This window comes from Sphingopyxis sp. GW821-FHT02C12 (assembly GCF_059421785.1).
This window is the reverse complement of record NZ_JBWKVQ010000001.1, coordinates 2385560-2411241: the sequence shown is the minus strand read 5'-3', so window position 1 is coordinate 2411241 and position 25682 is coordinate 2385560. Positions and strand designations below refer to the sequence as shown.

Below are 25682 nucleotides of genomic sequence, written 5' to 3'. Positions count from 1 at the left end.
CAGAACCCGTTTGTGTCGAGCGAAGTCGAGACACGTGAAGTCTGGCGCAAGCGCAGCGTGTCTCGACTTCGCTCGACACGAACGGCAGAGGGGCGCGGCCTCGAAAGCACTAGCCCAGGATTTCCTTTTCCTTGGCACTCGCGGCGGCGTCGAGTTCGGCGATCGTCGCGTCGGTCAGCTTCTGCACCTCGGCTTCGTGGCGCTTGCGCTCGTCCTCGCTGATTTCCTTCTTGTTCTCGTCGGCCTTCAGATTGTCCATGCCGTCGCGGCGGACGTTGCGCACCGCGACGCGGGCCTTTTCGGCATATTGGCCGGCGAGTTTCGACAATTCCTTGCGGCGCTCCTGCGTCATCTCGGGGATCGGCAGGCGCAGCGTCTGGCCGTCGACGATCGGGTTGAGGCCGAGACCCGCCGAACGGATCGCCTTGTCGACCGGGCCGACGTTCGACTTGTCCCACACCTGTACCGACAGCATGCGGGCTTCGGGCGCGCTGACCGAGGCGACCTGGTTGAGCGGCATGTGGCTGCCATAGACTTCGACCGTCACCGGATCGAGCAGCGCGGTGTGCGCACGCCCGGTGCGCAGGCCCGCAAGGTCGCTCTTCAGCGATTCGACCGCGCCGTGCATGCGGCGCTCGAGATCGGCCTTGTCATATTTCGCCATCGTAATTTCCTCTCTTATGCGTGGCCGGCCGCGTCGCTGACGACGGTCGAGACACCCTCGCCCGCCAGCACCCGCGCCAGATTGCCCGGCTCGCGGATGTTGAACACCACGATCGGGATATGATTGTCACGGCACAGCGCCACCGCGCTGGCATCCATCACCTTCAGATTGTCGGCGAGCACCCGGTCGTAACCGAGCGTGTCGTACCGCACCGCGTTCGGATCCTTCTTGGGATCGGCGTTATAGACGCCGTCGACGCTGGTGCCCTTGAGCAGCGCGTCGCACTTCATCTCGGCGGCGCGCAGCGCGGCGCCGCTGTCGGTGGTGAAATAAGGGGCACCGACGCCGGCGGCGAAGATCACGACGCGGCCTTTTTCCATATGGCGTTCGGCGCGGCGGCGGATCACCGGTTCGCACACCTTGTCCATTTCGATCGCCGACTGGACCCGCGTTTCGACGCCGAGTTGCTCGAGCGCGTTCTGCATCGCGAGCGCATTCATCACGGTGGCGAGCATGCCCATATAGTCGGCCTGGGCGCGATCCATGCCCTTGGCGGCGCCCGCCATGCCGCGAAAGATGTTGCCGCCGCCGATGACGAGGCAGATTTCGAGCCCGCGCTCCTTCGCCGCCTTGACCTCGGCGGCCATGCCCGCGACCGTTTCGGGGTCGATGCCGAAGGGGGTCGGTCCCATCAGTGCCTCGCCCGACAGTTTGAGCAAAATGCGTTTCAGGCCGGGCAATGCCATGTCTGGGTGAACCTCTTGTCAGTTATCAATATGCGAATGGCGCGCACCCTAGTCAGAGTGCGCGCCATTGCCAAGCGGACTGCCACGCCGCGGCGCAGCAACCCCACGTTTCTTTTAGACGCCGGCGACCGCCGCGACTTCCGCCGCGAAATCGCTTTCTTCCTTCTCGATGCCTTCGCCGAGCTGGAAGCGCGTGAAGCCCTTGAGCGTGATCGTCGCCCCGACGTCCTTGCCGGCGGCGGCGACTACTTCGGCGACCGGGGTCTTGCCGTCCATCACGAACAGCTGCGACAGCAGCGCATTTTCCTTGCGGAACTTGGCAATGCCGCCGTCGACCATCTTGGCGACGATGTCAGCGGGCTTGCCCGACTGGGCAGCCTTTTCCTCGGCGATCGCGCGTTCGCGGGCGACGAGTTCGGCGTCGAGATCGTCGCCGTTCAGCGCCAGCGGATTGGCGGCGGCGACGTGCATCGCCAGCTGCTTGCCGAGCGGTTCGAGAACGTCGGCACCGGCGGTCGATTCGAGCGCGACCAGCACGCCGATCTTGCCCATGCCGGGCGCGGCGGCGTTGTGGACATAGGCGGTGACGACGCCCGAGTTCACCGACATGATCGCCGAACGGCGCAGCGACTGGTTTTCACCGATCGTCGCGATATTCTGGGTCAGCGCCTCGGTGACGGTGCCGCCGGCCGGATAGGCCGCAGCACCGAGCGCATCGACGTCGGTCAGGTTACCGGCAAGCGCGACCTGGGTCACGTCGCGGACGAAGCCCTGGAACTGCTCGTTCTTGGCGACGAAGTCGGTCTCGCTGTTGACTTCGACCATCGCGCCGCGGGTGCCATCGGTGGCGACGCCGACCAGGCCTTCGGCGGCCACGCGGCCGGCCTTCTTGGCGGCGGCGGCAAGGCCCTTGGTGCGCAGCCAGTCGATCGATGCTTCGATGTCGCCGCCATTTTCGGCCAGCGCTTTCTTGCAATCCATCATGCCGGCGCCGGTACGGTCGCGCAGTTCCTTGACGAGGGAGGCCGTGATCTCAGCCATGGGTGATCCTTTCCTGTGGGGCAAGCCGTCGATCCGGCCTGCATGACGCCCGCGCGCATGACGGGGCGATAAGTCAAAACGATGACCGGGACGGCGTGCGAACCCGAGAGTTCGCCCGCCGTCCCGTCATCCGAGCAAGCGCTTAGGCGTCGCTCTGGCGTTCGGTTTCGGCCGCTGCTTCGGGCGAGACCTGTTCGTCTTCGGTCACCGGAGCGGCAGCATCGGCGGCCGGGGCTTCGTCAGCGACCGGAGCCGTTTCTTCGACGAGCACGGGTTCGGCGACGGGGTTCACTGCGGCGCCAAGGTCTTCGCCGCGATCGGCGCGGGCCTGCTGCCCGCCACGGGTCGCGGCTTGGGCGATCGCATCGCAGTACAGGCGGATGGCGCGTGCGGCGTCATCGTTCGCCGGAACCGGGAAGGCGATGCCGTCGGGCGAGACGTTCGAATCGAGGATCGCGACGACGGGAATGCCAAGGACATTGGCTTCCTTGATCGCCAGCTCTTCCTTGTTCGCGTCGATCACGAACATCACGTCGGGAATGCCGCCCATGTCGCGGATGCCGCCGAGCGACATTTCCAGCTTGTCGCGTTCGCGGGTGCGGTTAAGCACTTCCTTCTTGGTCAGGCCCGAGGTGTCGCCCGAGAGCTGCTCTTCGAGCGTCTTGAGGCGCTTGATCGAGTTCGAGATCGTCTTCCAGTTGGTGAGCATGCCGCCCAGCCAGCGGTGGTTGACGAAATGCTGACCCGAGGCGCGGGCCGCATCGGCGATCGGGCCCTGCGCCTGGCGCTTGGTACCGACGAACAACACCTTGCCACCCGAAGCCGCCGACGAGGCGACGAATTCGAGAGCGCGCGCAAAGAGCGGCACGGTCTGCGACAGGTCGAGAATGTGGATGCCGTTGCGCGCGCCGAAGATATACGGCTTCATGCGCGGGTTCCAACGGTGGGTCTGGTGGCCGAAGTGGGCGCCAGCTTCGATAAGATTCTGCATCGTGACGACAGGGGCCGCCATGGTCTTTCTCCTTCCGGTTGGTCCTCTGGAAAGCAAGAACCGGGTGTCGCAAGCGACGGATCCCGGCACCGGTTTATGTGCGCTTTCCATGTGGAATGGGCGGCCCGTTAGCGGGCTTGCGCGCCGAAAGCAAGGGTCGGCGCGCGCTTTTCGTCGCATCGCGCCATCGCGCCCGCCCCGCGGACGGCCTCGTCCCGGCGACAAAATGACTCCATTCGTCGCAAATACCTTGAGAACAAAACGAGAACATGGAACGAAATGTGCAGCGAAGCCGTCGTTCCGATCATGGTTTCGCACAAAGAAACCGGAAGGACAAGATGATGGTTCAGGTCGCAGCAGCTCTCCTCTTCGCCATTGCCGCCGGGCTCGGCATCACTGTGATCCTTGCGATGCTGAAGAACAACGAATCGGCCATTCTCTCCGCGCTGCTCGGCGAAGGCGCCTTTCCGATCGCGACGGGTCCGGTCACCGGTCCTACAAATGATGCGGTGCCGCTGCGCCGCCGCGCCGAACGCCGCGACGCGCCGCGCCCGGTTCGTGCCGTGCTGACGGCCCGCCCGGTTCTCAGCCGCGCCGCCTGACGCGGGCGTAACTGGCGATACCGAACGGCAGCAGCGCCAGATAAACCGCGCACACCCCGAGCAATGTCAGCCAGGGTGCAGTGACCAGCGCCGCGCCGAACAGGCCCACGCCCGCCAGCGCGAACAGCCGCCACGAGCGGCGCAGGCGAAAGGACGACCAGCCGTAGGTCGGGATTGCCGAGATCATCAGCATCGCAACCCCGAGCGCCCAGGGCATGACCAGATACCATTGGCGGAACAGCTCGTCACCCGTCACCAGCCACAGATAGACCGGCACAAAGGACAGCCCGGCCCCGGCCGGCGCCGGGATACCGGTCATGAAACCCGCCGATTTGTGCGGCTGGAAATCGGCATCCATGCGCGAGTTGAAACGTGCGAGGCGCAGTGCACAGCACACCGCGAGCGCGAGCGCCGCGGTCCAGCCGAATTTCGGCGCATCGGTGAGCGACCACAGGAAGAGGATCATCGCCGGCGCGACGCCGAAGGCGATCACGTCGGACAGCGAATCGAGCTCGGCCCCGAACTTGCTCTGCGCGCGGAGCAACCGGGCGATACGGCCGTCCATGCCGTCGAGCACCCCGGCAAAGATCACCGCGCCGATCGCATATTCGAATTGCCCGCCGATCGCGAACCGCACCCCGGTCAGCCCGAAACAGAGCGCCAGCACGGTGATCGCGTTGGGCGGAAAGGCGCGCAGGCTGATGCCGCCGATGCGACGGCCGGCAGCGTCCGCGGGAATCTCCTCGCCCGCCGCCATATTATTGGCCGATGCCGTCGAGGAGGTCCGCGGTGCCGATCCGCGCAACGACGGTTTCGCCCGCCAGCGTGCGCTGGCCGAGCAGGACCTGCGGCGTCGTGCCCGCGGGCAAATAGACGTCGACGCGGCTGCCGAACCGGATCAATCCGACGCGCTGGCCGGTCGATACATCCTGCCCCATGCTGACGAAGGGCAGGATACGCCGCGCGACGAGACCCGCGATCTGGGTGAAGCCGATACGCACCCCGTCGGCACGTTCGACAACGAAATGCTGGCGTTCATTCTCCTCGCTCGCCTTGTCGAGGTCGGCGTTGAGGAATTTTCCAGGGATATAGACGATCTTGCGCAGCGTCCCCGCGATCGGGGTGCGATTGATGTGGACGTCGAAAACGCTCATGAAGATCGAGACGCGCAGCATCGGCGCGTCGCCGATGCCGTCGGCGCCCGCGATCTCGGGCGGCGGCGCGACTTCGGCGATCTGGGTGACCAGCCCGTCGGCGGGCGCGATCACCACATCGCTGCCGGTCGGGGTGACGCGCACCGGGTCGCGAAAGAAAGCCGCGACCCAGGCGGTGATGCCGAGCATCAGCCAGCCGGCGATTTCCCAGCCGAGCAACCAGAAACACAGGGTGACGATGGCGGCGATCAGGACGAATTTCCGTCCCTCGGGATGGATCGACGGCCAATGCCATTTGATACCGCCACCGGGGCGGTTGGAGGATATGGATGAGGACATGGCGGTCTTTCTAGGGGGCAGGTCTCGCATAGACAATGCATAAGGTCCGCTGATGGTGTCGTCGGGGCGCCAATTCACGGACCACGGGGCAGTTGAACAATCGCGCGGCTTTGCTTAAGGCCCCTGCAACTCGACTCCCCGCAGGAAAAGGCACGCATATGGGCAAGATCAAGGTAGTGAACCCGGTCGTCGAACTCGACGGCGACGAAATGACCCGGATCATCTGGCAATGGATCCGCGAGCGCCTGATCCTTCCCTATCTCGACATCGACCTGCATTATTACGACCTCAGCGTCGAAATGCGCGACGAGACCAACGACAAGATCACCGTCGATGCCGCCAATGCGATCGCCAAATATGGCGTCGGCATCAAATGCGCGACGATCACCCCCGACGAAGCGCGCGTCGAGGAATTCAAGCTGAAGAAGATGTGGAAGTCGCCGAACGGCACGATCCGCAACATCCTGGGCGGCGTCGTCTTCCGCGAACCGATCGTGATGAAGAATGTCCCGCGCCTGGTTCCCGGCTGGACCGACCCGATCGTCGTCGGCCGCCATGCGTTCGGCGACCAGTATAAGGCAACCGACTTCCGCGTCCCCGGCCCCGGCAAGCTGCGCCTGGTGTTCGAAGGCGAGGATGGCACGCTGATCGACGAGGAAGTGTTCCAGTTCCCGTCGGCGGGCGTCGCGATGGGGATGTACAACCTCGACGATTCGATCCGCGACTTTGCACGCGCCAGCCTCAACTATGGCCTCGCGCGCGGCTGGCCGGTGTACCTCTCGACCAAGAACACGATCCTCAAAGCCTATGACGGCCGTTTTAAGGACCTGTTCGAAGAGGTGTTCAACGCCGAGTTCAAGACCCAGTTCGACGCCGCCGGCATCGTCTACGAACATCGCCTGATCGACGACATGGTCGCCTCGGCACTCAAATGGTCGGGCAAGTTCGTGTGGGCGTGCAAGAATTACGACGGCGACGTCCAGTCGGACACCGTCGCGCAGGGCTTCGGATCGCTCGGGCTGATGACCAGCGTGCTGATGACCCCCGACGGCCAGACCGTCGAATCCGAAGCGGCGCACGGCACCGTCACCCGCCATTACCGCATGCACCAGCAGGGCAAGGCGACCTCGACCAACCCGATCGCCTCGATCTTCGCCTGGACCGGCGGGCTCAAGCATCGCGGCAAGCTCGACAACACCCCCGAAGTGGTCCAGTTCGCCGAGACGCTGGAACGCGTCTGCGTCGACACGGTCGAGAGCGGCAAGATGACCAAGGATCTGGCGCTGCTGATCGGTCCCGACCAGAACTGGCTGACCACCGAAGGCTTCTTCGAAGCCGTCGTCGAAAATCTCGAAAAGGCGATGGCCGCCTGAGGCTCGGGCAATCGCCGGCAAAGTTTGGCGATTTGATTGACATAGGCGACTAGCCAAGGGGGGCCGGCCTGCATAAGGTCGGCCCCTATGGTATCGGAGACCGAAACATCGGCCATCGGCAACGCGCTGGTGGTCCTCGGCGCCGCAGGCGTCGTCATCCCCGCCTTCGCGCGGTTCCGGATTTCGCCGGTGATCGGCTTCATCCTCGTCGGGCTGCTGGTGGGTCCGTCGGGCCTCGGCGCGCTCGCCACCGACTATCCCTGGCTCGAACATGTCACCATCGCCTCGACCGAGGATATCGCACTGTTCGGCGAGCTGGGCATCATCCTGCTGCTCTTCTCGATCGGGCTCGAACTGTCGTTCCGGCGACTGTGGCAGCTTCGCAAGCTGGTGTTCGGCATCGGCGCTGCCGAATTGTTCGTCGCGGGCGCGATCCTCGGCACCGCGCTGCTGTTCATCGGCAATCATTCGACCGCCGCCGCCTACGGTCTCGGCATCGCCCTCGCCCTCTCCTCCACCGCGCTGGTGCTGCCGATCGCGGGCACCAAATCGGCGGTCGGCCGCGCCTCCTTTTCGATGCTGTTGTTCGAAGATCTGGCGCTGGTGCCGATCATCTTCATCCTCGCCGCGCTCTCCCCGACCGCATCGGGGGACAGCGCCGAACTGCTGCTCACGACCCTGTGGCAGGGCGCCGCCGTCATCGCGGCGCTGGCGATCGGTGGCTGGTTCCTCCTGCCGCGGATCTTCGCGCAGGCGGCGCGCGCCAAGGACCCCGAACTTTTCCTGGCCGCCAGCCTGCTCGTCGTCATCGTTGCGGCGCTGGCAACCGCGGCGGTCGGCCTGTCACCGATCGTCGGCGCGCTGCTCGCGGGCCTGATGATCGCCGAAACCGAATATCATGAAGAGGTCGAAGCGATCACCGCGCCCTTCAAGGGGCTGGCGCTCGGGGTCTTCCTGATCAGCGTCGGCATGGGGCTCAACCTCAAGACGATCGCCGCGCAATGGCCCGAACTGGTCGCCGCGGTGGTGGGCGTCGTGGTGGTCAAGGCGGTCGTCACCGCTGCGCTGCTGCGCTTTTCGGGCGCCGCGCGACGCGGCACTGCGGCCGAGGTCGGCCTGCTGATGGCCAGCCCCTCCGAAACCACGCTGATCGTGCTCGCCACCGCGTTGCAGGCCCAGCTCATCAGCCGCGACACCGCCGAATTCTGGCAGATCGTCACCGCGATCGGACTGACGATCACGCCGCTGCTGGCGCGTATCGGCCACGACATGGCGCGGCGGATCGAGATGCGCAGCGGCGACGCCCAGGCCGAAGACACGCCCGAAGGCCGCACGGTCGTCGTCGGCTTCGGCCGCGTCGGCCGCACCGTCGCCGAATTGCTGCGCGAACATGACCGGCCCTATGTCGCGGTCGACGCCGACATCGATACCGTCGCAGCGGCGCGGCGCGACGGCTTCATCGTTCGCTTCGCCGACGTCGCGCGCCCCGGAAGCCTCGACAAGCTGGGAATCGAGACCGCCAACGCCATCGTGCTGACCATGGACGATCCGGTGCAGCAACTGCGCATGACGCGCCAGCTGAAACAGAAATATCCCGACCTTCCGGTGATCAGCCGCGCGCGCGACGCCAATCATGCGGCGGCGCTCTACAAGGCAGGCGCCAATGACGCGGTGCCCGAAACGCTCGAAAGCTCGCTGCAACTCGCCGAAGCGGTGCTGATCGACCTCGGCGTCGCGATGGGGCCGGTGATCGCCTCGATCCACGACGTGCGCGCCAAGATGCGGCGCGACATCATGACCAAGGGCGACCTCGACCAGGAACCGCGGATCCGTAAGCTGCGGCCGCGCCCCGCCGCCCGCGCCGACGACACCGCTTAAGGCCGGCTTAGCGCCCGCCCGCGGCCGCGGCGGCCGGGGCATTGAGCGCCGACGCCTCGGCCAGCGTCATTCCCGTCGGCAGGATCGCCAGCGACCATTGCTTGTCGGGCGCCAGATAGAGCCGTGCGAGCCGCTGGACATCGGCGGCGGTGACCGCGCCGATATCCTCTTCCATCGACAGCGCCGCCGCAGCGACGCGCGGGTCGGTTGTCGCGCCCTCCAGCAGGTACATCCAAAAGACGTTGCCGGTCGACGCGCGCGCCACCTGCTCGCGGATCGGGCCGGCGTTGCGCGCCAGTTCGTCCGCGGTCACCGGATTGGCGGCAAGGTCGGCGGCGATGTCCCTGGCGATCGCATAGAAACGGTCGATATCCTTCGGCGCCAGCAGGCTGCCGACGAGCAGATAGCCGCCGCTGTCGAAACCGGTCGGCCAATGGCTGTCGACGACCGGACCATAGCTCGCCCCCTGTTCGGCGCGCAGCCGGTCGAACAGGCGGTCGTTGAAGATCGCCGCGAGCACCTCGAGCGTGCGCGTATCGCGCGGTGCGCCCAGGCCGCCGCTGGTCGGCCAGGCGGTCATCGCCGCCGCCTGCCCCTTGTCGCCGCGATGATAGGCGAGCGCGGGCTCCGCGAGATGCTTAGCGAAGGCGACCTGCTGACCGCCGGGAGGCAGGATCGGCTTGCGCGGCGCGAGCGCACCGAGCGTTTCGGACAGGATCTTGCGGTAGTCGATCGCCGACAGGTCGCCGAAAATCTGGACCTCGATCGGCCCGCTCGCGAGCCGCGGCTCCCAGAAGGCGCGGAAAGCGGCGGGCGTCAGTGCCTCGATTGCCGCCTTATCGGGCGGCGACCAGCGCTTGTCGTCGGCGGCGAGCCAGCCACGCAGATTGCGGTCGAGCACCGCGTTGGGCGTCGCGTCGTTAAGGTCGTATCCGGTCAGGAAACCGATGCGCAGCCGTTCGACCGGCGCGGCGTCCCAGCGCGGAGTCGCGAGCTTACCGACGATCAGCCGCAGCTGGTCGTCGAGATCGTCGGGCTTGGTTTCCGCCGACAGTTCGAACGCATCGTCGTCGATCGCGAAATTGAGCTGGATCTGGCGGCCGTTGGTCAGCGCGTCGATCTCATTCTGTCCCCACGGACCGATACCGCTGGCGATCAGCGCATAGTCGCCGGTCCACAGCAGGTTCGGCTCGTTCGCCGCGACGCTGCGGTTGCCGGTGCCGAACCGGACGTTGACGCGCACCTTGCCGGGTTCGACCTTGTTGTCCGAGATCAGCGCCGTGACGCCATTGCCGAGTTCGATCCGTTCGGCGCGCAGCCCGAGCAGCCGCTCGGTCTTGACGATCGGAGTCGGCGTACCGAGCGGAGGCAATTGCTTGAAATTGACGTCGGCGGCGGTCAGCCGGTCGTCGCGGATCGCCGCGGGCGCCTTCAATGCGGCGAGCAGCGCGGGCTGGCCGCCGGGGATGGCGGTCGGGGTGGTCAGGACGACACGCGTCGCGGGACCCGAGAAGATCGCCTTGCTGATGTCGAGCATCACCTTCGGAGTTGCCGAGGCGCGGATCGCGGCGAACATGTCGACCTGTCCCTGCGGGCTGGTCACCGTCTCGCCGATGTCGACGGCACGCACCATGTCGTCGGCGAGCCGAGCGCCGGGTTCGTTGCGCGCGTTCTGCAATTCCTTGACGAGGAACGCCTGAATCTCGTTCGCTTCGCGGTCGATGTCGGCCTGCGACGGCGGGTTCTGGGTCGCATCGGCGATGACGCCGCGGACATCGGCGAGCGCCGCCTTCCAGTCGCCGAGCGGCACGATCTGCGCCAGCGTCACATCGGCGCTGCGGCTGACATATTGTTGTTCGGCGGTCGCGACGAGGTAACTGCCGCCCGCGCGCGCGCGGTTTTCGAGCCGCCGGTTGACCAGCGCGATGGCGAGGAACTCGAGGTAGAGCCGCCGGGTGTTCTCGACCGTGTCGATCCGCTTGATCCATGGCCGGACCATCGCAAGGGTCAGCGCCGGGGGCTGGTTCACCTCGACGATCTGCAGCGCCGCGGGCGCTTTGGGGTCGGGTTTGCCGAAATCGGGCTGTTTCGGCATCGGCCCGCCGGCTTTCCAGTCGCCATAATATTTGGCGATCAGCCGTGCGAATTCGGCGGGGTCGCCGTCACCGACCATCACCACCACCGCGCGGTCGGGGCGGTACCAGCGATCGTGGAAGGCCTTGACGGTGCTCGCGCGTGCCGCAGCAAGCGAGTCATAGGTGCCGATCGGCGAGCGGTCGCCGAGCAGTTGGCCGGCGAACAGATGCGCGTTGGTCGCATCGGCGATCCGCTTTTGCGGCCCGTCCGATTCGCGCAGTTCGGACTGCACGACACCGCGCTCGGCGGCGACCGCAGTGTCGGAAATCAGCGGTTCGCGGACCATGCCGGCGAGCAGTTTCATGCTTTCGTCGAGCGTCGCCGGAGTCGCGCTGGGCAGGTCGAGTTGATAGGCGGTCTGCGTCGGCGTCGTCTGGGCATTGGAATCGCTGCCGAAGCTCACCCCGAAGCGCTGCCAAATGCGCTTGGCCTCGCCGTCGGGAATATGTTCGGAGCCGCGGAAGGTCAGATGTTCGAGAAGATGCGCAAACCCGCGCTCCTGCTCGGTTTCGAACATCGAGCCGACGTCCATGCGGACGCGGATCGACACCTGCCCCGGGGGCACGCCATTGTTGCGCACCGCATAGCGCACGCCGTTGGGCAGCGTGCCGAACTGCCACGCGGTGTCGCGCGGGATGTCGCTGCCTTCGTACAGCCAGCTGTCGGGCTGGGCCTGCGCGGTCGGCGCGCCGCCTTGGGCCAATGCGACGGGCGGCGCGCCAAGCAATGCCAGCGCGGCGCAGGCGGACATCAGGGAACGGGCGAAGCGGGCGGAGGCCGGCGCTGACAGATCGGACATTGCCCCACCTTATCGCGTCCGAACATTGCTCGCCACTGAACTGTCGCGATGCTTGCCCTCTTCGTCGCATCGGCTTAGCCCATGGCGATGACCATGGAGGCCGCCTCGCCGTTGATCGCGCTCGTCGAAATGACAAGCGGTATCGATCCCGACGCCAATCTGGCGACGATGGACCGCGCGCTGGCCGCCGCCGCGACGGCGGGCGCGGTCATGGCCTTTTTCCCCGAAATGTCGGTGCTGCTCGACCGCGACCGCGCCCGGTCGGCGGGACATGTAGCGCGCGAGGCCGACAGTCCCTGGTTGCCCGCGCTCCAGGCGATGGCCCGCCGCCACGGGCTGTGGATTCATACCGGATCGATGCCGTTCCTGAGCGACGACGGCAGCCGCCGCGTCAATCGCAGCCATGTCATCGCCGCCGACGGTACGATCGCCGCCGCCTATGACAAGATCCACATGTTCGACGTCGCACTGCCCTCAGGCGAAAGCTGGAGCGAATCGTCGAGCTATGCCGGCGGCGAATCGCTGGTCGTCGTCGAGACGCCGGTGGGCATGCTGGGCCTGAGCATCTGCTACGACCTGCGCTTCCCCGAACTGTACCGCGCGCTGGTCGAGCGCGGCGCGAGCCTGATCGCGATCCCCGCCGCCTTCACCGTCTCGACCGGCGCGGCACATTGGCACGTCCTGCTCCGCGCGCGCGCGATCGAGACCGGGTGCCATGTCGTCGCGGCGGCGCAGGCCGGCACGCATGCGGACGGGCGATCGACCTATGGCCATAGCCTGGCGGTCGGGCCGTGGGGTGAATTGCTCGGCGAAAGCATGGCGACCGGGCGGCCCGCCGCAGACTTCCAGATCGTCGTCGCGCCGATCGATCCCGCGACGACCGACAGCGCCCGCCAGTCGATCCCGCTCGCGCGTTCGCGTGCCAATCGCCGCCCCGCGCTCTGACCCCGCCTAATCCGGCGCGTTTCGCCTGCCGGTACTTCAGACGCACAAAAGGCCCCGAGCGAAACTCGGAGCCCCTTGAAGCTTGAACGACTAGGCCGAATTACGGGCTGGTCGGGGTATCGCTGTTGTTGCCGGCTGCAATCACAACGCCGCCGATGATGGCGAGCAGTGCGAGGAGGGCGATGATCCAGCTGCTGCCTTCAAGTTCGCTCTGGCCGTCGACGGCCGAAACGGCGCTGACGTCGTCAAACGACACCGACGAAATGGCGGGTGCAGCCGAAGCCGCCACCGGTGCTGCAATCATCGAAGTCGCGGCGAGGGAGATCGCTGCTTTCTTGAGGAAGTTCATCGTTTTCTCCATCCACTGGAATTTTGATCTTCTCGAATCGAGCCTGAGAATCACATCCCGAACTCGTTTCCGCCTCGCCCTTCTATGCATCGCTGCCAGATATTGCAAGGCGTTTTGCCGTACTGCAGCATTTCTTATGAATCTGCTAAATAGAGAAAAAGTTGTCCAAAAGGCCCAGCCTACCCGCGACGCACCCGTTCGAAGGGTTCGCTGGTCACGGGATAGCCCAGATGTCCGGGGATGCAGAGGTGCGACTCCCCTTCGCGTTCCTCGATCCATGGCGTCACCAATTCGACCGGATGAGCGGCAGCATGAGCCGAAAATGCGGCGAAATCATCGGCCTGCGCCAGCTTTTCGAGATTGCGGCGAGTCGGGAAGATGATCGACACCTCACCGCGATCGGCCATCGCCAGCGTTTCGCGCGCGCCGGCCCAGAAAATATGGCTGTGTTCGGCCTCCTCGACGGTCAGTTCATGACCGTGCGCGGGCGCCTCGACCGCAAAGAAGCGGGTGTCGAAGGTACGCGCTTCCTTGAAATTGGGGCACCAGCGCGCGAAGGGCACCAGCGCATCGAGCGCGAGTCGGTCGCCGCGTTCGTCGAGGATTTCGGAAAGCAGCCGTTCGGCGAGCAGCGCCTGCCGTACCGCGGGAACATCCGCGTCGGCCAGCGCGGGCCAGCCCACCGCGAGTCCCGTTTCCTCGAGCGTTTCGCGCAAGGCCGCAACGCGACCGGCACCATCGGCGTCGCTGTCGCCATAGCCGTGGCGGCTAGCGACGAGATAGTCGTCGGGGTCGATCCGGCCGCCGGGAAACACCACCGCACCCGCCGCGAAGGCCATATTCGCCGCACGCTTGACCATCAATATTTCGTCGGGGCCGCCGTCATCGGACGGCCGCATGATGACGAGGGTGGCCGCGGGAATCGCGCCGTCGGGCAGTTTGTTTGCATCGCTCATTATCACCGGCGATAATCCTCTCGATCCTTGTTGTCATCCGGCATTGCCCACGCCGGGGGCTGCGTGCAAGATGGCAATCGCCCGGCGCCTTGCGTCGGCGGCGGGAGAAAGGCCGATGGGCATCGTCGAGATACTGGGCGTCGCAGGCAGCCTCAGCCTGCTCGCGGGCTGGCGGCTCTACCTCACCATCCTTGCCACCGGGGTCGCGATGCATTTCGGCTGGCTGCCGCTGCCCGATCACCTCCAGTCGCTGCAGATCCTGGCGAACCCCTGGGTGCTCGGGGTCGCAGCGATCGGCACCATCGCCGAATTCCTCGCCGACAAGATCGCATGGGTCGATTCGATCTGGGACGGCGTCCACAGCTTCATCCGTCCGCTCGGCGGGGCGCTGCTCGCGCTGGCGCTCGTCGACAGTTCGGATCCGGCATGGCAGGTTGTCGCCTTCCTGCTCGGCGGCGGCGGCGCGCTGCTCAGCCACGGCGCCAAGGCGACGACGCGCGCGGTGGTCAACGTCAGCCCCGAACCGTTCAGCAATGTTGCGGTGTCGACCGGGGAGGATGTCGCGACCGGCGGACTGCTCGCGCTCGCCATCGCCTATCCGCCGATCGCGATCGTCATCGCGGTGCTGATGTTCGTCGCGGCGGTGATCGTGATCATCGCGCTGCGCCGCCTGCTCCGCAACATCAAGGCGACGCTGAAGCGAACGCTGGGCGATGAACCGACGGACGAATTACCGCCCGCCTGATCAGGCGGGCAGCAGCGCCTTCAGCGGTGTCTCGACATCGGCAAGCTGCTCAGCCGTCGCCTGCAGGCCTGCGGTGACCAGCATCCGACCCTGGACATAATCCTTCGTCGCGTTGACGCAGTCGAGCGCGATCACCCTGCCCTGACGCAGATAGACGACCGAGAAGCTGCGGCTGGCGATATCGCCGCGCAGCACCGTCTGGTCGTGGCCCGTCGACAGGCCCGCGGTCTGGAGCTTCAAATCATATTGGTTCGACCAGAACCAGGGGATCGCGTGATAGCGCGCCTCGTCGCCGCAGATGCCCTTGGCGACGACATTGGCCTGGTCGTTGGCATTCTGCACCGATTCCAGCCGGATGACCGCACCCTCGGCAAAGTCGTTCTCATGCGCGGCGCAGTCGCCGATCGCGTAGATATCGGGCAGACTGGTCTTGCAGTGATGGTCGACGAGCACGCCGTTGCCGCCCGCCGCGCCCGCCGCGATCAGCGGTTCGACCGCGGGAACGATGCCGATGCCGACGATCACGAGATCGGCGGCGATGACCTCGCCGGAGCCGAGCCGCACGCCCGTCGCGTGGGCATCGCCCTCGATCGCCGCGACCTGCACACCAAGGCGAAGATCGACGCCATGGTCGCGATGTTCCTTTTCATAGAAGCGCGACAGATCCTCACCCGCGACGCGCGCCAGTACCCGGTCGAGCGCTTCGAGCAGGATGACCGGCTTGCCCGCCTTGCGCAGCACCGCCGCGGCTTCGAGCCCGATGTAGCCGCCGCCGATGACGACGATCTGCTTCGCGGTTTCGGACGCCGCCTTCATCGCGTCGGCGTCGGCGCGGGTGCGTACCCCCTGCACGCCCGGCAGGTCGCCGCCGGGGATCGGCAGCATCCGGGGACTGCCGCCGGTCGCCCAGACGAGCTTGCCATAGCCGATCGTCTCGCCGCCGTCGGTGGTGACGCTGTGCGCCACCGGATCGACCGACACGACGCGCTTGTTCAGCAGCATCGCGACCTCGCGTTCGTCCCAATATTTGGCGGGACGGATCTGGATGCGTTCGAATTCCTTTTCGCCGGCGAAATATTCCTTCGACAGCGGCGGGCGTTCATAAGGGAGTTCGGGCTCGTCGCCGATGATCGCGATGCTGCCTTCGAACTTCTGCGTGCGCAGCGCCACCGCGACCTGCGCGCCGCCATGCCCCGCCCCCACGATCACCACGTCGAACCGCATCGCCAAATCTCTCCCGCATAGGTTTATGCGAGAATGTCCCTTGCACGCAGGGCGGGGCGAGGCAAGCGGCGGCGAGGCCAAGGCGGAATAGAAATTCTTGGGGTCCCGGTGCCGCTAGGGCAAGCGGACATAATTCTCGAACCAGGGCGCCATACGGCGGCACGCCTCCTCGATCTCGGCGGTCGACACCGCGAAGCTCAATCGCATGAAGCGCGATCCGTCGACCGGATCGAAATCGACACCCGGCGCCGTCGCGACGGCGGTGTCGACCAGCAATTGCCGGCAGAAAGCAATGCTGTCGTCGGTCAGATGCCCGATGTCGGCATAGATGTAGAAAGCGCCGTCGGGAGGCGCGATGCGCCGCAGCCCCATTGCGGGCAGCCGGTCGAGCAGCAACGCGCGGTTGCGCCGGTAGGTGGCGAGATGCCCCTCGAGTTCGTCGCGCTCGTCGAAGGCGACGAGCCCCGCGTGCTGAGCGAGGCTGGGCGGCGTCAGGAACAGATTGCCCATCCGCGCGCGCGCCGCGTCGATCTGGTCGGTCGGCACCACCAGCCAGCCGAGCCGCCAGCCCGCCATGCTGTAATATTTGGAGAAGCTGTTGACGATGAAGGCGTCCGGCGCCTCGCACAGCATCGACGGCACCGGCCCGACATAGGACAAGCCGTGATAGATTTCGTCGGAGATGATGCGGATATTACGCCGCCGGCACACCTCGGCGATCGCGGCCATTTCCGCTGCCTCGATCACCGTGCCGGTCGGATTGGCGGGACTGGCGACGATCAGTCCCTCGGGCGCCGGATCGAGCGCCTCGACCGCGGCGGCGGTCAGCTGAAAACGCTCTGCCTCGCCGCAGCCGATCTCGACCGGCACCATATGCAGCGCGCGCAGCGTGTTGCGATAGGCGACATAGCCCGGCCGGGCGAGCGCGACGCAGGCGCCGGGCGCGAAGGCGCAGGTCAGCGCGAGGACGAAAGCGGGCGAGGCACCGCAAGTCAGGATCACCTGCTCGGCATCGACCGCGACGCCGTGCGTCTCCTGATAATAGCGCGCAATGCGTGTCTTGAGTGCCGGGCTTTCCCAATAGCCCATGCCGTCCTGCGCCAGCACCTCCTGCGCGCGCGCCACCGCGGCGACGGGCGCGCCGGTCGAGGGCTGGCCGAACTCCATATGGATCACCGGATCGCCCGCCGCCGCCATCTCGTGCGCGAGGCGGCTGATCGAAATGGCGTAGAAGGGATCGACGGTAGCGGTCATGTTGGGCCTGCTATGCGGTTCGGTCGCCGGTTGCTAGCCCCTTGGGACCGTGAACCGGCGGCCTTTGGTGGGCGAGCTTTTCCTCGAGATAGCCCGTGCCCCGGCGAAGGCCGGGGTCCAGGGCGGCCGGAAGCCGCCGTCACACTATCACGCTCTGGGCCCCGGCCTTCGCCGGGGATCAGGCTGGATATTTCCGGCCTTTCCTCATTTCCCCTGCGCCGCCAGAACGCGCAATATATTGCCGCTCCACATCTTTTCGATATCGGCGTCCGAATAGCCCGCGGCCTTCAGCCGTTCGGTCACCTTGGGCAGCGCGGAGATGTCCTCAATGCCCGGCAGTCCGCCACCGCCATCCCAGTCGGCGCCGAAGCAGATATGGTCGACGCCGCCGACTTCGATCGCGCGTAGGACCATCGTCATATAGGCCTCGAAATCGGCCGCCCACATCTGTTCGCTCTTGTCGAGCTCGCGCCAGCGGCGGGTGAGGTCGGCCTGCTCGGCGGGCGACAATTCGCCGACCCTCTCGTAAAGGCCGAACAGTTCGGCGCGCGCGGGCGTCATGTTCATTTCGGACAGGAAGATCGTCGAGAGGCACATCGCCCCGCCCTTCGCCGCGAGCGCCTTCAGCCGCGCCTCGTCGAGGTTGCGCGGGTGGTCATGCGCCGAGCGCAGGCTCGAGTGCGAGAGCAGGATCGGATATTTCGACAGCGCCAATATCTGGTCAAAGGTGGCGTCCGACGAATGACTGGCGTCGATGACGACGCCAAGGCGGTTCATTTCCGCGACCCATTTTTTGCCGAGCGGGCTGAGGCCGTTCCAGCGCGGCTTGTCGGTGGCGCTGTCGGCGAACTGGTTGTTCTTCGAATGCACCGGCCCCGCGAGCCGCACCCCCTTTTTGTAGAATTCATCGAGCAATGTCAGGTCTTCGCCGAGCGGATAGCTGTTCTCCATCGACTTGAAGGCGATCAGCTTGCCCGCCTTGTCGAGCCGGCGCGCATCGACGGCGGTCAGCGCGGGGCTGATCGCGTCGGCGTGTTTGGCGATCGTTGCGTCGATCAGGTCGGATCGCTTGCGCGCAAAGGCGAGCGCATCGGCATAGCCCTTGGCATCGAGCGCCCCCTGGTCGGTGTAGATGGCGAAAAAGCCGCCATCGAGATTGCCGTCCTTCATGCGCGGGATGTCGAGTTGCGACAGGTCGGTCGCGAGGCTGTGGCGGTCGGCGAAGCTCCACTCCGCCCGATCGAAATGGAGCGGGGTGTCGAGATGGGTGTCGAGCACGAGCATCCGGCTGTGCAGCGGCCGCTCATCGGTCGCGCCCTTTTCCTTGGTCGCCGTGCAGCCCGCCAGCGCGGTGGCGGTCATCAACAGAACAAGGCGCTTCACTTCGCCCCCTCCACCGGCTTCAGGTCGAGATCGTGATAATCCCAGCTGAAGTCGGCGATCTTGCTCACCGCCTTCATCGTCACGCCCGTCACCTTGCCGTCAGCGTCGAGCGCGAAGGTGACGTATGCGGGCTCGATCGCGGGGTCGTCATATTCGGTGACGAAGCTGTCATACTGCCAATGCTTGAGCCGCCCGATCATGCGCGGGGTCGAGGTGAAGTCGATCGTCAGCCCCTTGGCCGTATTCGCGACGACGATGTCGCCATACCAGGGATCGCGATACCGCCCCGCGTAGCGTGCCGGGTCGAGCGACGGGCCGACCTTCGCGGGCGTCGCCTGCGTCTGTTTCAAATATTCGACGCCGCCCGCGAGCCGCTCCTTGTACCAATCCTGCCATTTGGTGGTCCAGCCATAGTCGGGCTGGTCGAGATAATGATCGATCAGCTTGAAGGTCAGCCCGAGCAGCATCCCGCTTTCCTCGCTGTTCATCATGATCGCGAAGCCGACATTCTTGTCGGGGATCATCACGACGCGGGTGATCGAGCCGAAGACGCCGCCGCTATGCTGGACGATGCGGTGGCCGCGATAATCCTGCACCTGCCAGCCGAGCGCATAAGCCTGCTGCATCGGCTGCGCGGGTTTGAGCGCCGCGGGCAGTTCGGTGATCGGCATCGGCGTCACCGGCTTCCACATCTCGGCGGCCTGCGCCGCGCTGAACAGCGCTTTGCCGTTCGGCAACGCGCCGTGCGCGAGCTGGATCTTGAGCCACGCCGCCATGTCGTCTGCGCTCATGGCAAGGCCGCCGGCGGGCGCGCCGTTGCGACCGAGTTCGTCGCGCTCGTCGAGCGCCTGCTGGTCGCCCAACCCGCGCAGCGGCCCGTTCAGCCGCGCGTGCGGCCACGACCGGTTCGCGATGCGGAAGCGATCCTCGCTGTCGCTGGTCGCATTCTTCATGCCGCCGGGGCGCAGCACGCGGTCGCGCATGAAGGCTTCCCAGGTCTGCCCGCTGACCTCCTCGATCAGCTGGCCGGCGACGGCATAGAGGATATTGTCATAGGCATAAGCCGAACGGAAACTGGTCTGCGGCTTGAGATAGGCGACGCGCTCAACCGTCTGCTTGCGCGTGAGGTTGGTGCGCGGGACGAACATCAAATCGCCCTGCCCCAGCCCCAGCCCGCTGCGGTGGACGAGCAGGTCGCGGATCGTGATCTCGCGCGTCACCCACGCGTCGTACATGCGGAACCACGGCATATGCTTGATCACCGGGTCGTCCCACGCGATCTTGCCTTCGTCGACGAGGATCGCGAGCGCGGCGGCGGTCATCGCCTTGCCGGTCGATCCGGTCTGGAAAATCGTCTGGCCATCGACCTGCCCGCGCTCGCCGAGTTTGCGCTCGCCCCAGCCGCGCGACAGCGTCGTCTTGCCATCCTCGACGATCGCGATCGACACGCCGGTGGCGCCGATCTCCTTGCGCAGCGCCTCGACGCTTTCGGCGATATCCTTGGGCGGTTCTGCCCAGGCCGGCATCGCGGCGGTGGCGAGCAACGCAAAGGCCAATAAACGGACGTGTTTCATGACACGGTCTCCATGGGGGGAATGGGGGAAGGACGTAGCAGGCGCCAGACGCCGATGGTCAGCAACGGCGCGACAAAGACGGCGAGGAACAGCCATGCGAGGAAGCGGTAGCCGCTGGCGATCAGGTCGACGAGGCCGATGCGCCCCGCGACGAAGATGCAGCCGGCGAGGATCACCGCACCGATGATCGCACGCGCACCGGGGGTCAGCGGCGCACGCCCACGGCTCTCGACCGCGCCCGAGATACGCTCGTTGATCGCATGCACCGCGCCCGCGCCGCTTTCGAACAGCGCGGCGAAGATCATCACCTGGAAAATCACATGGAACCCCGGCACCGTCATCTGCCGCAGCAGGAAATCCGACGGCAAGGTCTCGGCGCCGATCGCGGGATAAAAGGCCATCATCGCGACGAAGAAGAGGATCGCGGGCAGCATCGACAGCGGCCCCGCGATGATCCCGGCCAGCACCGCGTCGCGCTGGCTGGTCAAATGGCGCAGCACCGGCAGGATCACCACCGCGCCGACGATATTGTAACTCGCGTAAGTGAGCCCGCCCGCCATCCAGTTTCCCGACGGCGGCGGCGCGTTGGCAAACCCCTGCCCGATCAGCCCACCGAAACTGGCGAGCGCGATGACGAGGAACAGGCCGTAGACGGTGTAGAGCAGGATCGAGACATATTTGAACATCTGCTCGACGACACCCGTGCCCCATGCGACCACCGCGGTGATCGACACGCCGAGCAGCAGCGACCCCAGCCATTCGGGCCAACCAAAGGTCGCGGCGCCGATCGCCCCCGCCGCCGCGCCGAACACCGCGAGAATCAGGATGACGAAGATCAGATAGGCAATCTCGAACGCGATCCAGCCGGGACCGAGAAGCCCCTGGAAGAAGGCGCGATAGTCATAGGCGCCTAGCTTGCGCGCGAGCGCGAAGGTCACCGCCGCGACGAGGCTCCAGATCAAGGTCGCGAGCAGCATCGCGGCCAGTCCGCCCCACGGCCCAGCGGGCACAAAATATTCGGCGAGCTCGCGCCCGGTGGCATAGCCGCCGCCGATGATCACCGCCTTCAACGCAAAACCCGGGAGCAGGAAGCGCTGGAACCAGCTCGACGTCCCGGCTGGTTCGGCGGCGCTCATGCGAGGCAGCTGTCCACGAGCGCGGCGAAGGCCGCGCCGCCGCGGATGGGATCGGCGACCGGCAGCCCGAGCCGCCGGCTTTCGGCCGCCATCAAGGCTTCGGCCGCATCGGTCCCCAGGCTCGAGGTGTTGAGGCTGATCCCGCCGCAGCGGATCGCCGGATTGGTGCGGCTACCCAGCCGGATCGTCAGGTCGATGACCTCCTCGACCGTCGGCAGCGCAAAGCTTTCCATGCCGAGGATCACCGTGCGCGACGGATCGTGGCAGACGACGAACACATCGGGCTGGCTGCCGTGGAGCAGGCCGAGCGACACTGCGGCATAGGCCGGATTGAAGATCGACCCCTGCCCCTCGATCAGGTCCCAATGGTCGGCGGGCGCATCGGGGCTGAGGATTTCAGCGGCGCCTGCTTCGAAGTCCGACACCACCGCATCCATCGGAATGCCGCCGCCGGCGATCATGATGCCGGTCTGGCCGGTCGCGCGGAAATCGGCGTCGAGCCCACGGTCGACAAAGACGCGGTGCAGCGCGAGCGCAGTGTATTTCTTACCGAGCGCGCAATCGGTGCCGACGGTGAGCAGCCTTTTGCCCGTCCGCTTGCGCCCGGTGCCGATCGGGATGTCCGACGGCGGCGTGCGCACATCGATCAGCCGCTGGCCGGTGCGGCGCGCCGCCTCGGCCAGCGCGGGCACGTTCGCCAGCCGGACGTGCAGCCCGCTGATGATGTCGAGCCCCGCCTCCATCGCGTCGATCAGGATCGCGACCCAGCTTTCGCCGATCACCCCGCCCTGGTTGGCGACCCCGATCACCAGCGACCGCGCGCCCGCCGCCCTGGCCGCTGCGGGGTCGAGCCGCGGCAGGCCGGTGGTGACGGTGCAACCGGCGGCCGAAAATTCGCCGACGCAGCGGTCCGCCGCCCAGTCGGCGAGTCCGAAGGCGGTCTTGGCAAAGCTCGCCTCGGTGGTGTCGCCGAGGAACAGCAGATAGGGCTGCGGCAGGGTCAATCGGTCGGACAGGCGTCCGGTAGGGGCGTTCATCTGGTTCACTCCGGTCGCGTCAGAAAGACAGGTCGAGCGCGACGCCGATCGTGCGCGGCTGCAGCGGCGAAATGGCGAGGAAGCTGGGCCGGTTGAGTCCGTCGGCCATCGTCGATCGCGCCATCTCCCCCTTGTTGTCGAGCAGGTTACGCGCATAGGCGCGCAGCGTCCAATGGTCGCTGAAGGTCAGCGACGCATTGAGATCGACCGACGTATAGGGTTTGGCGAGCGCGGTCAGCGGATCGCTCTCCACCAGCGAAAAGCGGTTTCCGGCATGGCGGACGCCGGCACCGAAGCTGCCCTTGGTGCCGCCGCCGAGCTCGAATTCATAATCGGCGCGCAGCGCGCCGCTGAACTTCGGCACCGCCGGCAGGCGATCGCCGTCGACGCCGCTGATTTCGGGGACATCCTCGCTGAGCGTCGCGTCGGTATAGCTGCCCGTCGCGGTGATCGTCAGGCCCGGGGCGGGGCGCAGCAACATCGAACCTTCGATGCCCTTGCTGGTCGCCTTGCCGCCATTCGCGCCGCCCGACACGCCGCCAAAGGCGCGCACGACCTGGATGTCGGTCCAGTCCATCCAGAAGAGCGCGACGTCGACCGACACCAGGCGGTCGACGAAATCGGCCTTCAGCCCGAGCTCGTAATTCTTCATCCGGTCGGCATCGACCGTCGGCGGCACATTGGGCACGATGACGTTCGGGCCGCCCGGGCGATAGCCGGTGGCGACGCGGGCATAGAGCATCGCATCGTCGTTGATGTGGAATTGCGGGCTGATCGAGTAAGTGAAGACATTCTCCGCCGATTCACCCGGATCGTTCGCCTGTGGCACGATCGCGCCCGAGCTGATCTGGCGGAAAGTCTGTTCGTTGCGTGCCCAGCGCAGGCCACCGGTAATCTCGAACCGGTCGGAGAAGCGGAAGGTCGCGTTGGCAAAGGCGGCATATTCCTTGTACGTCGCGGGCAGGCCGACGATGGCGAGCGGATCGAGCGGCGCGATCGGGTTGCCGGCCATGTCGAACGACCGGACGAGCTGGGAATTGCTGGTCGTTTCATCGGTGAAGAAGCCGCCGATCAGCCATTCGAAGCGCCCGCCACCCGGCGAGGCGAGACGCAGTTCCTGCGTCCATTTTTCCAGCCCGAGATCGAGGTAGAAGGGCGTGATGCCGGGCGCGATCGCGCCACCGGTGAGCAGCGGGAACAGCACGCCAAAGGCATAGCTCGCATCCTGGACCTGTCGGCTCTGCGTCTTGCTATAGGTCGTCGCCGAGGTCAGCGACGCGGCGCCGAAATCATAGTCGAGCGTGGCCGAATAATAGTCGAGGTCGATGTCGTAGGATTCGGGGACATAATTGTTGAACGAACGCCCGTCGCCGAGCCGGTTGCCGGCGAGGTCGGCAGCGTAAAGGCCGTTGCCGTCCGAATCGAGCGACTGCCAGATGCCCGCGAGCTTGACGCTGAATTCGGGAGTCGGTTGCCACAATAGCGCGACGCGGCCGCCGCGCTGTTCATAGTCGTTCTGATCCTTGAGCGCGGCATTGTTGACGCTGTCGACCCAGCCCGGCGTCTTGCGCCAGGCGAAGCTCGCCGACATCGCGAGCCGGTCGGTGACGATCGGGACATTGACCATCGCCTGCGCTCCCCAGCCGAGTCCGTCGCCGCCCTTGATCGCGAAACCCTCGACCCCGGCGCGCACCTTGAACGCGCTGGTGTCGGGCTGGACGGTGACATATTTGACCAGCCCGCCGATCGAGCTGGCGCCATAGAGCGTACCCTGCGGCCCCTTGAGCACTTCGATACGCTGGAGGTCATAGGGCATCAGGTCGATGGTGAACGCCCCCGCGCGGTTGTAGATCGCGCTCGATCCGACCGGCGCCTCGTCGAGATAGATGCCGACCGTCTGCGCCGAGTTGAGCGGTGCGACCCCGCGCAGCGTGATCGTGGTCTGGCCCGGCGTGCCGCTGTTCGACACCTGCATGCCAGGGACGAAGCCCGCATAATCGACGAGCGACGCCGCGCCCTGCTCCTGCAGCGCCTCGCCATCGACGACGCTGATCGAGATCGGCACGTCCTGGACATTCTGGACGCGCTTCTGCGCGGTGACGACGATTTCGCCCTCGACGGCAACCGCTCCGGCTTCCTGCGCCGCTGCCGGCATCGCGGCCATCAGTGCGGCCATGCTTCCTGCTATAAAGAGACCCTGTTTCATCGTCTTACCCCCAGACTTGCGCGAGCAGGCGGCGGAAATTGCCCCCCAGCACCGCGGTGATGTTTTCGTTGGAATAGCCCCGGCGGATCAGTTCCTCGGTCAGGTCGAAGACCTTGAGCGGATGGTCGAAGCCGTCGATGTCGATCTTGTCGCGAAAGCCGTAGCTCGCCTTATAGCCCTGCTTGAGCAGCGCATATTCGTCCGGCGCCATATCGTCATAGCCGTTGAGATCGGCGTCCGAGCCGATGCCGACATGCTCGATGCCGGTCAGCTTCGCGACATGATCGATATGGTCGGCCATATCTCCGACAGTGGTCGGGTCGGTGCTGCGCACGAACATCCGCACCCCGGTGATGCCCATCACGCCGCCCTTCGCCGCGAGCGCCTTGATCGCGGCGTCGGTCTTGACGCGCGGGTGGTCGACCAGCGCGCGGGCGTTGCTGTGGGTGATCGCGATCGGACCCTTGGCGATGTCGATCGCGTCGAGCGTCGTCTTGTCGCCGCAATGCGAGACATCGATCAGCATCTTCGTCTTTTCCATCTCGGCGATGATCGCGGCACCATAGTCGCTGACCCCGCCATCGACGCGCTCGGTGCTGCCCGACCCGATCATGTTCTGGCTGTTATAGGTAAGCTGCGCGCAGCGCAGACCGAGGCGGCGAAAGGTCGCGACGTCCTCGATCTTTTCGAACTGCTCGGCGTTCTGGATGCCCATGATGACGGCGCATTTCCGGTCGACCTTGGCACGGTCGAGGTCGTCCACGGTGTCGACGAGGGTGAAGACATGGCTGTTGCGCCCGGCAAAGCCCTGCCAGCCGGCGAGGAACTCGAGTCCCTGCGCGCGGGCGTCGGGGCCGCCGAGGCCATAGGCGTTGTGGAAACCAGTGATGCCGCTCGCCCGGAACTCCGCTGCCTCCGCATCGGTCAGCCGATGCGCGACATAGTCGGGCGACATGGTGATCTTGAGCGGGGCAAGCATGTCGATGACGAGCGACGACGCGACCAGGTCGACGGCGCGGCGCGAATAGCTGCGCCCCGGCGCGGCGGCAAAGGCGAAGGCGCTCCGGCCGATCATCGGCGCGGACAAAGCGGTGCCCACCGCGCCGGCGACGAGTGCGCGGCGCGTCAGCGGGAATGACGTCTTCATTCC

General features: G+C 66.1%; 22 protein-coding genes. 5 read left to right on the top strand and 17 right to left on the bottom strand.

Features of this window, described 5'->3' with window-relative positions; all coding sequences use genetic code 11:
• Positions 1-109: 109 nt before the first annotated feature.
• The 4 genes from frr to rpsB form a co-directional block, all read right to left on the bottom strand.
• Positions 110-664 (bottom strand): ribosome recycling factor, encoded by a 555-nt coding sequence (frr, locus tag AC07U1_RS11570; RefSeq protein ID WP_187140280.1) that lies wholly within the window; start codon positions 662-664, stop codon positions 110-112.
• Positions 665-678: 14 nt separating this feature from the next.
• Entirely contained in the window at positions 679-1410 is a 732-nt protein-coding gene (gene pyrH, locus AC07U1_RS11565; RefSeq protein WP_056346747.1) for a UMP kinase, read from the bottom strand.
• Positions 1411-1524: 114 nt separating this feature from the next.
• Positions 1525-2451 (bottom strand): translation elongation factor Ts, encoded by a 927-nt coding sequence (gene tsf / locus AC07U1_RS11560; protein ID WP_056346745.1) that lies wholly within the window; start codon positions 2449-2451, stop codon positions 1525-1527.
• 142 nt (positions 2452-2593) lie between these two features.
• Entirely contained in the window at positions 2594-3463 is an 870-nt protein-coding gene (gene rpsB / locus AC07U1_RS11555) for a 30S ribosomal protein S2 (RefSeq protein ID WP_056346744.1), read from the bottom strand.
• A 320-nt stretch (positions 3464-3783) separates the two neighbouring features.
• Between rpsB and AC07U1_RS11550 the strand changes: the two genes are divergently transcribed.
• On the top strand, positions 3784-4044 hold the full coding sequence (locus AC07U1_RS11550) for a hypothetical protein (protein ID WP_495197701.1): 261 nt from the start codon (positions 3784-3786) through the stop codon (positions 4042-4044).
• Here AC07U1_RS11550 and AC07U1_RS11545 read toward each other — a convergent pair.
• Both AC07U1_RS11545 and AC07U1_RS11540 read right to left on the bottom strand, forming a co-directional pair.
• Positions 4028-4801, bottom strand: coding sequence for a CDP-alcohol phosphatidyltransferase family protein (locus tag AC07U1_RS11545; protein ID WP_495176421.1), 774 nt, complete (start codon positions 4799-4801; stop codon positions 4028-4030). The two genes, AC07U1_RS11550 and AC07U1_RS11545, sit on opposite strands and share 17 nt — an antisense overlap.
• Before the next feature lies 1 nt (position 4802).
• Positions 4803-5537 carry a phosphatidylserine decarboxylase gene (locus tag AC07U1_RS11540; RefSeq protein ID WP_495176422.1) on the bottom strand — a complete coding sequence of 245 codons (735 nt, stop codon included), beginning with the start codon at positions 5535-5537 and terminating at the stop codon, positions 4803-4805.
• A 158-nt stretch (positions 5538-5695) separates the two neighbouring features.
• Between AC07U1_RS11540 and AC07U1_RS11535 the strand changes: the two genes are divergently transcribed.
• Both AC07U1_RS11535 and AC07U1_RS11530 read left to right on the top strand, forming a co-directional pair.
• On the top strand, positions 5696-6910 hold the full coding sequence (locus tag AC07U1_RS11535) for an NADP-dependent isocitrate dehydrogenase (protein WP_056346738.1): 1215 nt from the start codon (positions 5696-5698) through the stop codon (positions 6908-6910).
• A gap of 87 nt (positions 6911-6997) precedes the next feature.
• Complete coding sequence (locus AC07U1_RS11530) at positions 6998-8788, top strand: cation:proton antiporter domain-containing protein (protein ID WP_056346736.1); 1791 nt, start codon at positions 6998-7000, stop codon at positions 8786-8788.
• Between the two features lie 7 nt (positions 8789-8795).
• On the opposite strand, the gene AC07U1_RS11525 is transcribed toward AC07U1_RS11530, so the two are convergent.
• The gene (locus tag AC07U1_RS11525) at positions 8796-11723 is read right to left on the bottom strand and encodes a M16 family metallopeptidase (RefSeq protein WP_495176423.1); all 2928 of its coding nucleotides are present in this window, start codon (positions 11721-11723) and stop codon (positions 8796-8798) included.
• An 87-nt stretch (positions 11724-11810) separates the two neighbouring features.
• Between AC07U1_RS11525 and AC07U1_RS11520 the strand changes: the two genes are divergently transcribed.
• Entirely contained in the window at positions 11811-12668 is an 858-nt protein-coding gene (locus AC07U1_RS11520; RefSeq protein ID WP_495197700.1) for a carbon-nitrogen hydrolase family protein, read from the top strand.
• Between the two features lie 100 nt (positions 12669-12768).
• On the opposite strand, the gene AC07U1_RS11515 is transcribed toward AC07U1_RS11520, so the two are convergent.
• Positions 12769-13017, bottom strand: coding sequence for a hypothetical protein (locus AC07U1_RS11515; protein ID WP_156377663.1), 249 nt, complete (start codon positions 13015-13017; stop codon positions 12769-12771).
• A 179-nt stretch (positions 13018-13196) separates the two neighbouring features.
• Positions 13197-13973, bottom strand: coding sequence for an NUDIX hydrolase (locus AC07U1_RS11510; protein ID WP_056346731.1), 777 nt, complete (start codon positions 13971-13973; stop codon positions 13197-13199).
• Between the two features lie 115 nt (positions 13974-14088).
• Between AC07U1_RS11510 and AC07U1_RS11505 the strand changes: the two genes are divergently transcribed.
• The gene (locus AC07U1_RS11505) at positions 14089-14718 is read left to right on the top strand and encodes a DUF4126 domain-containing protein (RefSeq protein ID WP_495176425.1); all 630 of its coding nucleotides are present in this window, start codon (positions 14089-14091) and stop codon (positions 14716-14718) included.
• On the opposite strand, the gene AC07U1_RS11500 is transcribed toward AC07U1_RS11505, so the two are convergent.
• The 8 genes from AC07U1_RS11500 to AC07U1_RS11465 form a co-directional block, all read right to left on the bottom strand.
• Positions 14719-15942, bottom strand: a complete 1224-nt coding sequence (locus AC07U1_RS11500) for an NAD(P)/FAD-dependent oxidoreductase (RefSeq protein ID WP_495176426.1) — start codon at positions 15940-15942, stop codon at positions 14719-14721.
• A 114-nt stretch (positions 15943-16056) separates the two neighbouring features.
• The gene (locus AC07U1_RS11495) at positions 16057-17196 is read right to left on the bottom strand and encodes an aminotransferase class I/II-fold pyridoxal phosphate-dependent enzyme (RefSeq protein WP_495176427.1); all 1140 of its coding nucleotides are present in this window, start codon (positions 17194-17196) and stop codon (positions 16057-16059) included.
• Positions 17197-17400: 204 nt separating this feature from the next.
• Positions 17401-18579, bottom strand: a complete 1179-nt coding sequence (locus AC07U1_RS11490; RefSeq protein ID WP_495176428.1) for a dipeptidase — start codon at positions 18577-18579, stop codon at positions 17401-17403.
• Positions 18576-20153, bottom strand: a complete 1578-nt coding sequence (locus tag AC07U1_RS11485; RefSeq protein WP_495176429.1) for a serine hydrolase — start codon at positions 20151-20153, stop codon at positions 18576-18578. Before AC07U1_RS11485 ends, AC07U1_RS11490 begins: the two co-directional genes overlap by 4 nt.
• Positions 20150-21289 (bottom strand): YkvI family membrane protein, encoded by a 1140-nt coding sequence (locus tag AC07U1_RS11480; RefSeq protein WP_495176430.1) that lies wholly within the window; start codon positions 21287-21289, stop codon positions 20150-20152. Before AC07U1_RS11480 ends, AC07U1_RS11485 begins: the two co-directional genes overlap by 4 nt.
• Positions 21286-22326 carry an N-acetyltransferase DgcN family protein gene (locus AC07U1_RS11475; RefSeq protein WP_495176431.1) on the bottom strand — a complete coding sequence of 347 codons (1041 nt, stop codon included), beginning with the start codon at positions 22324-22326 and terminating at the stop codon, positions 21286-21288. The genes AC07U1_RS11480 and AC07U1_RS11475 overlap by 4 nt, the downstream gene beginning before the upstream one ends.
• 19 nt (positions 22327-22345) lie before the next feature.
• The gene (locus tag AC07U1_RS11470; protein ID WP_495176432.1) at positions 22346-24502 is read right to left on the bottom strand and encodes a TonB-dependent receptor; all 2157 of its coding nucleotides are present in this window, start codon (positions 24500-24502) and stop codon (positions 22346-22348) included.
• A gap of 34 nt (positions 24503-24536) precedes the next feature.
• Entirely contained in the window at positions 24537-25679 is a 1143-nt protein-coding gene (locus AC07U1_RS11465) for a dipeptidase (protein WP_495176433.1), read from the bottom strand.
• Between the last annotated feature and the right edge of the window lie 3 nt (positions 25680-25682).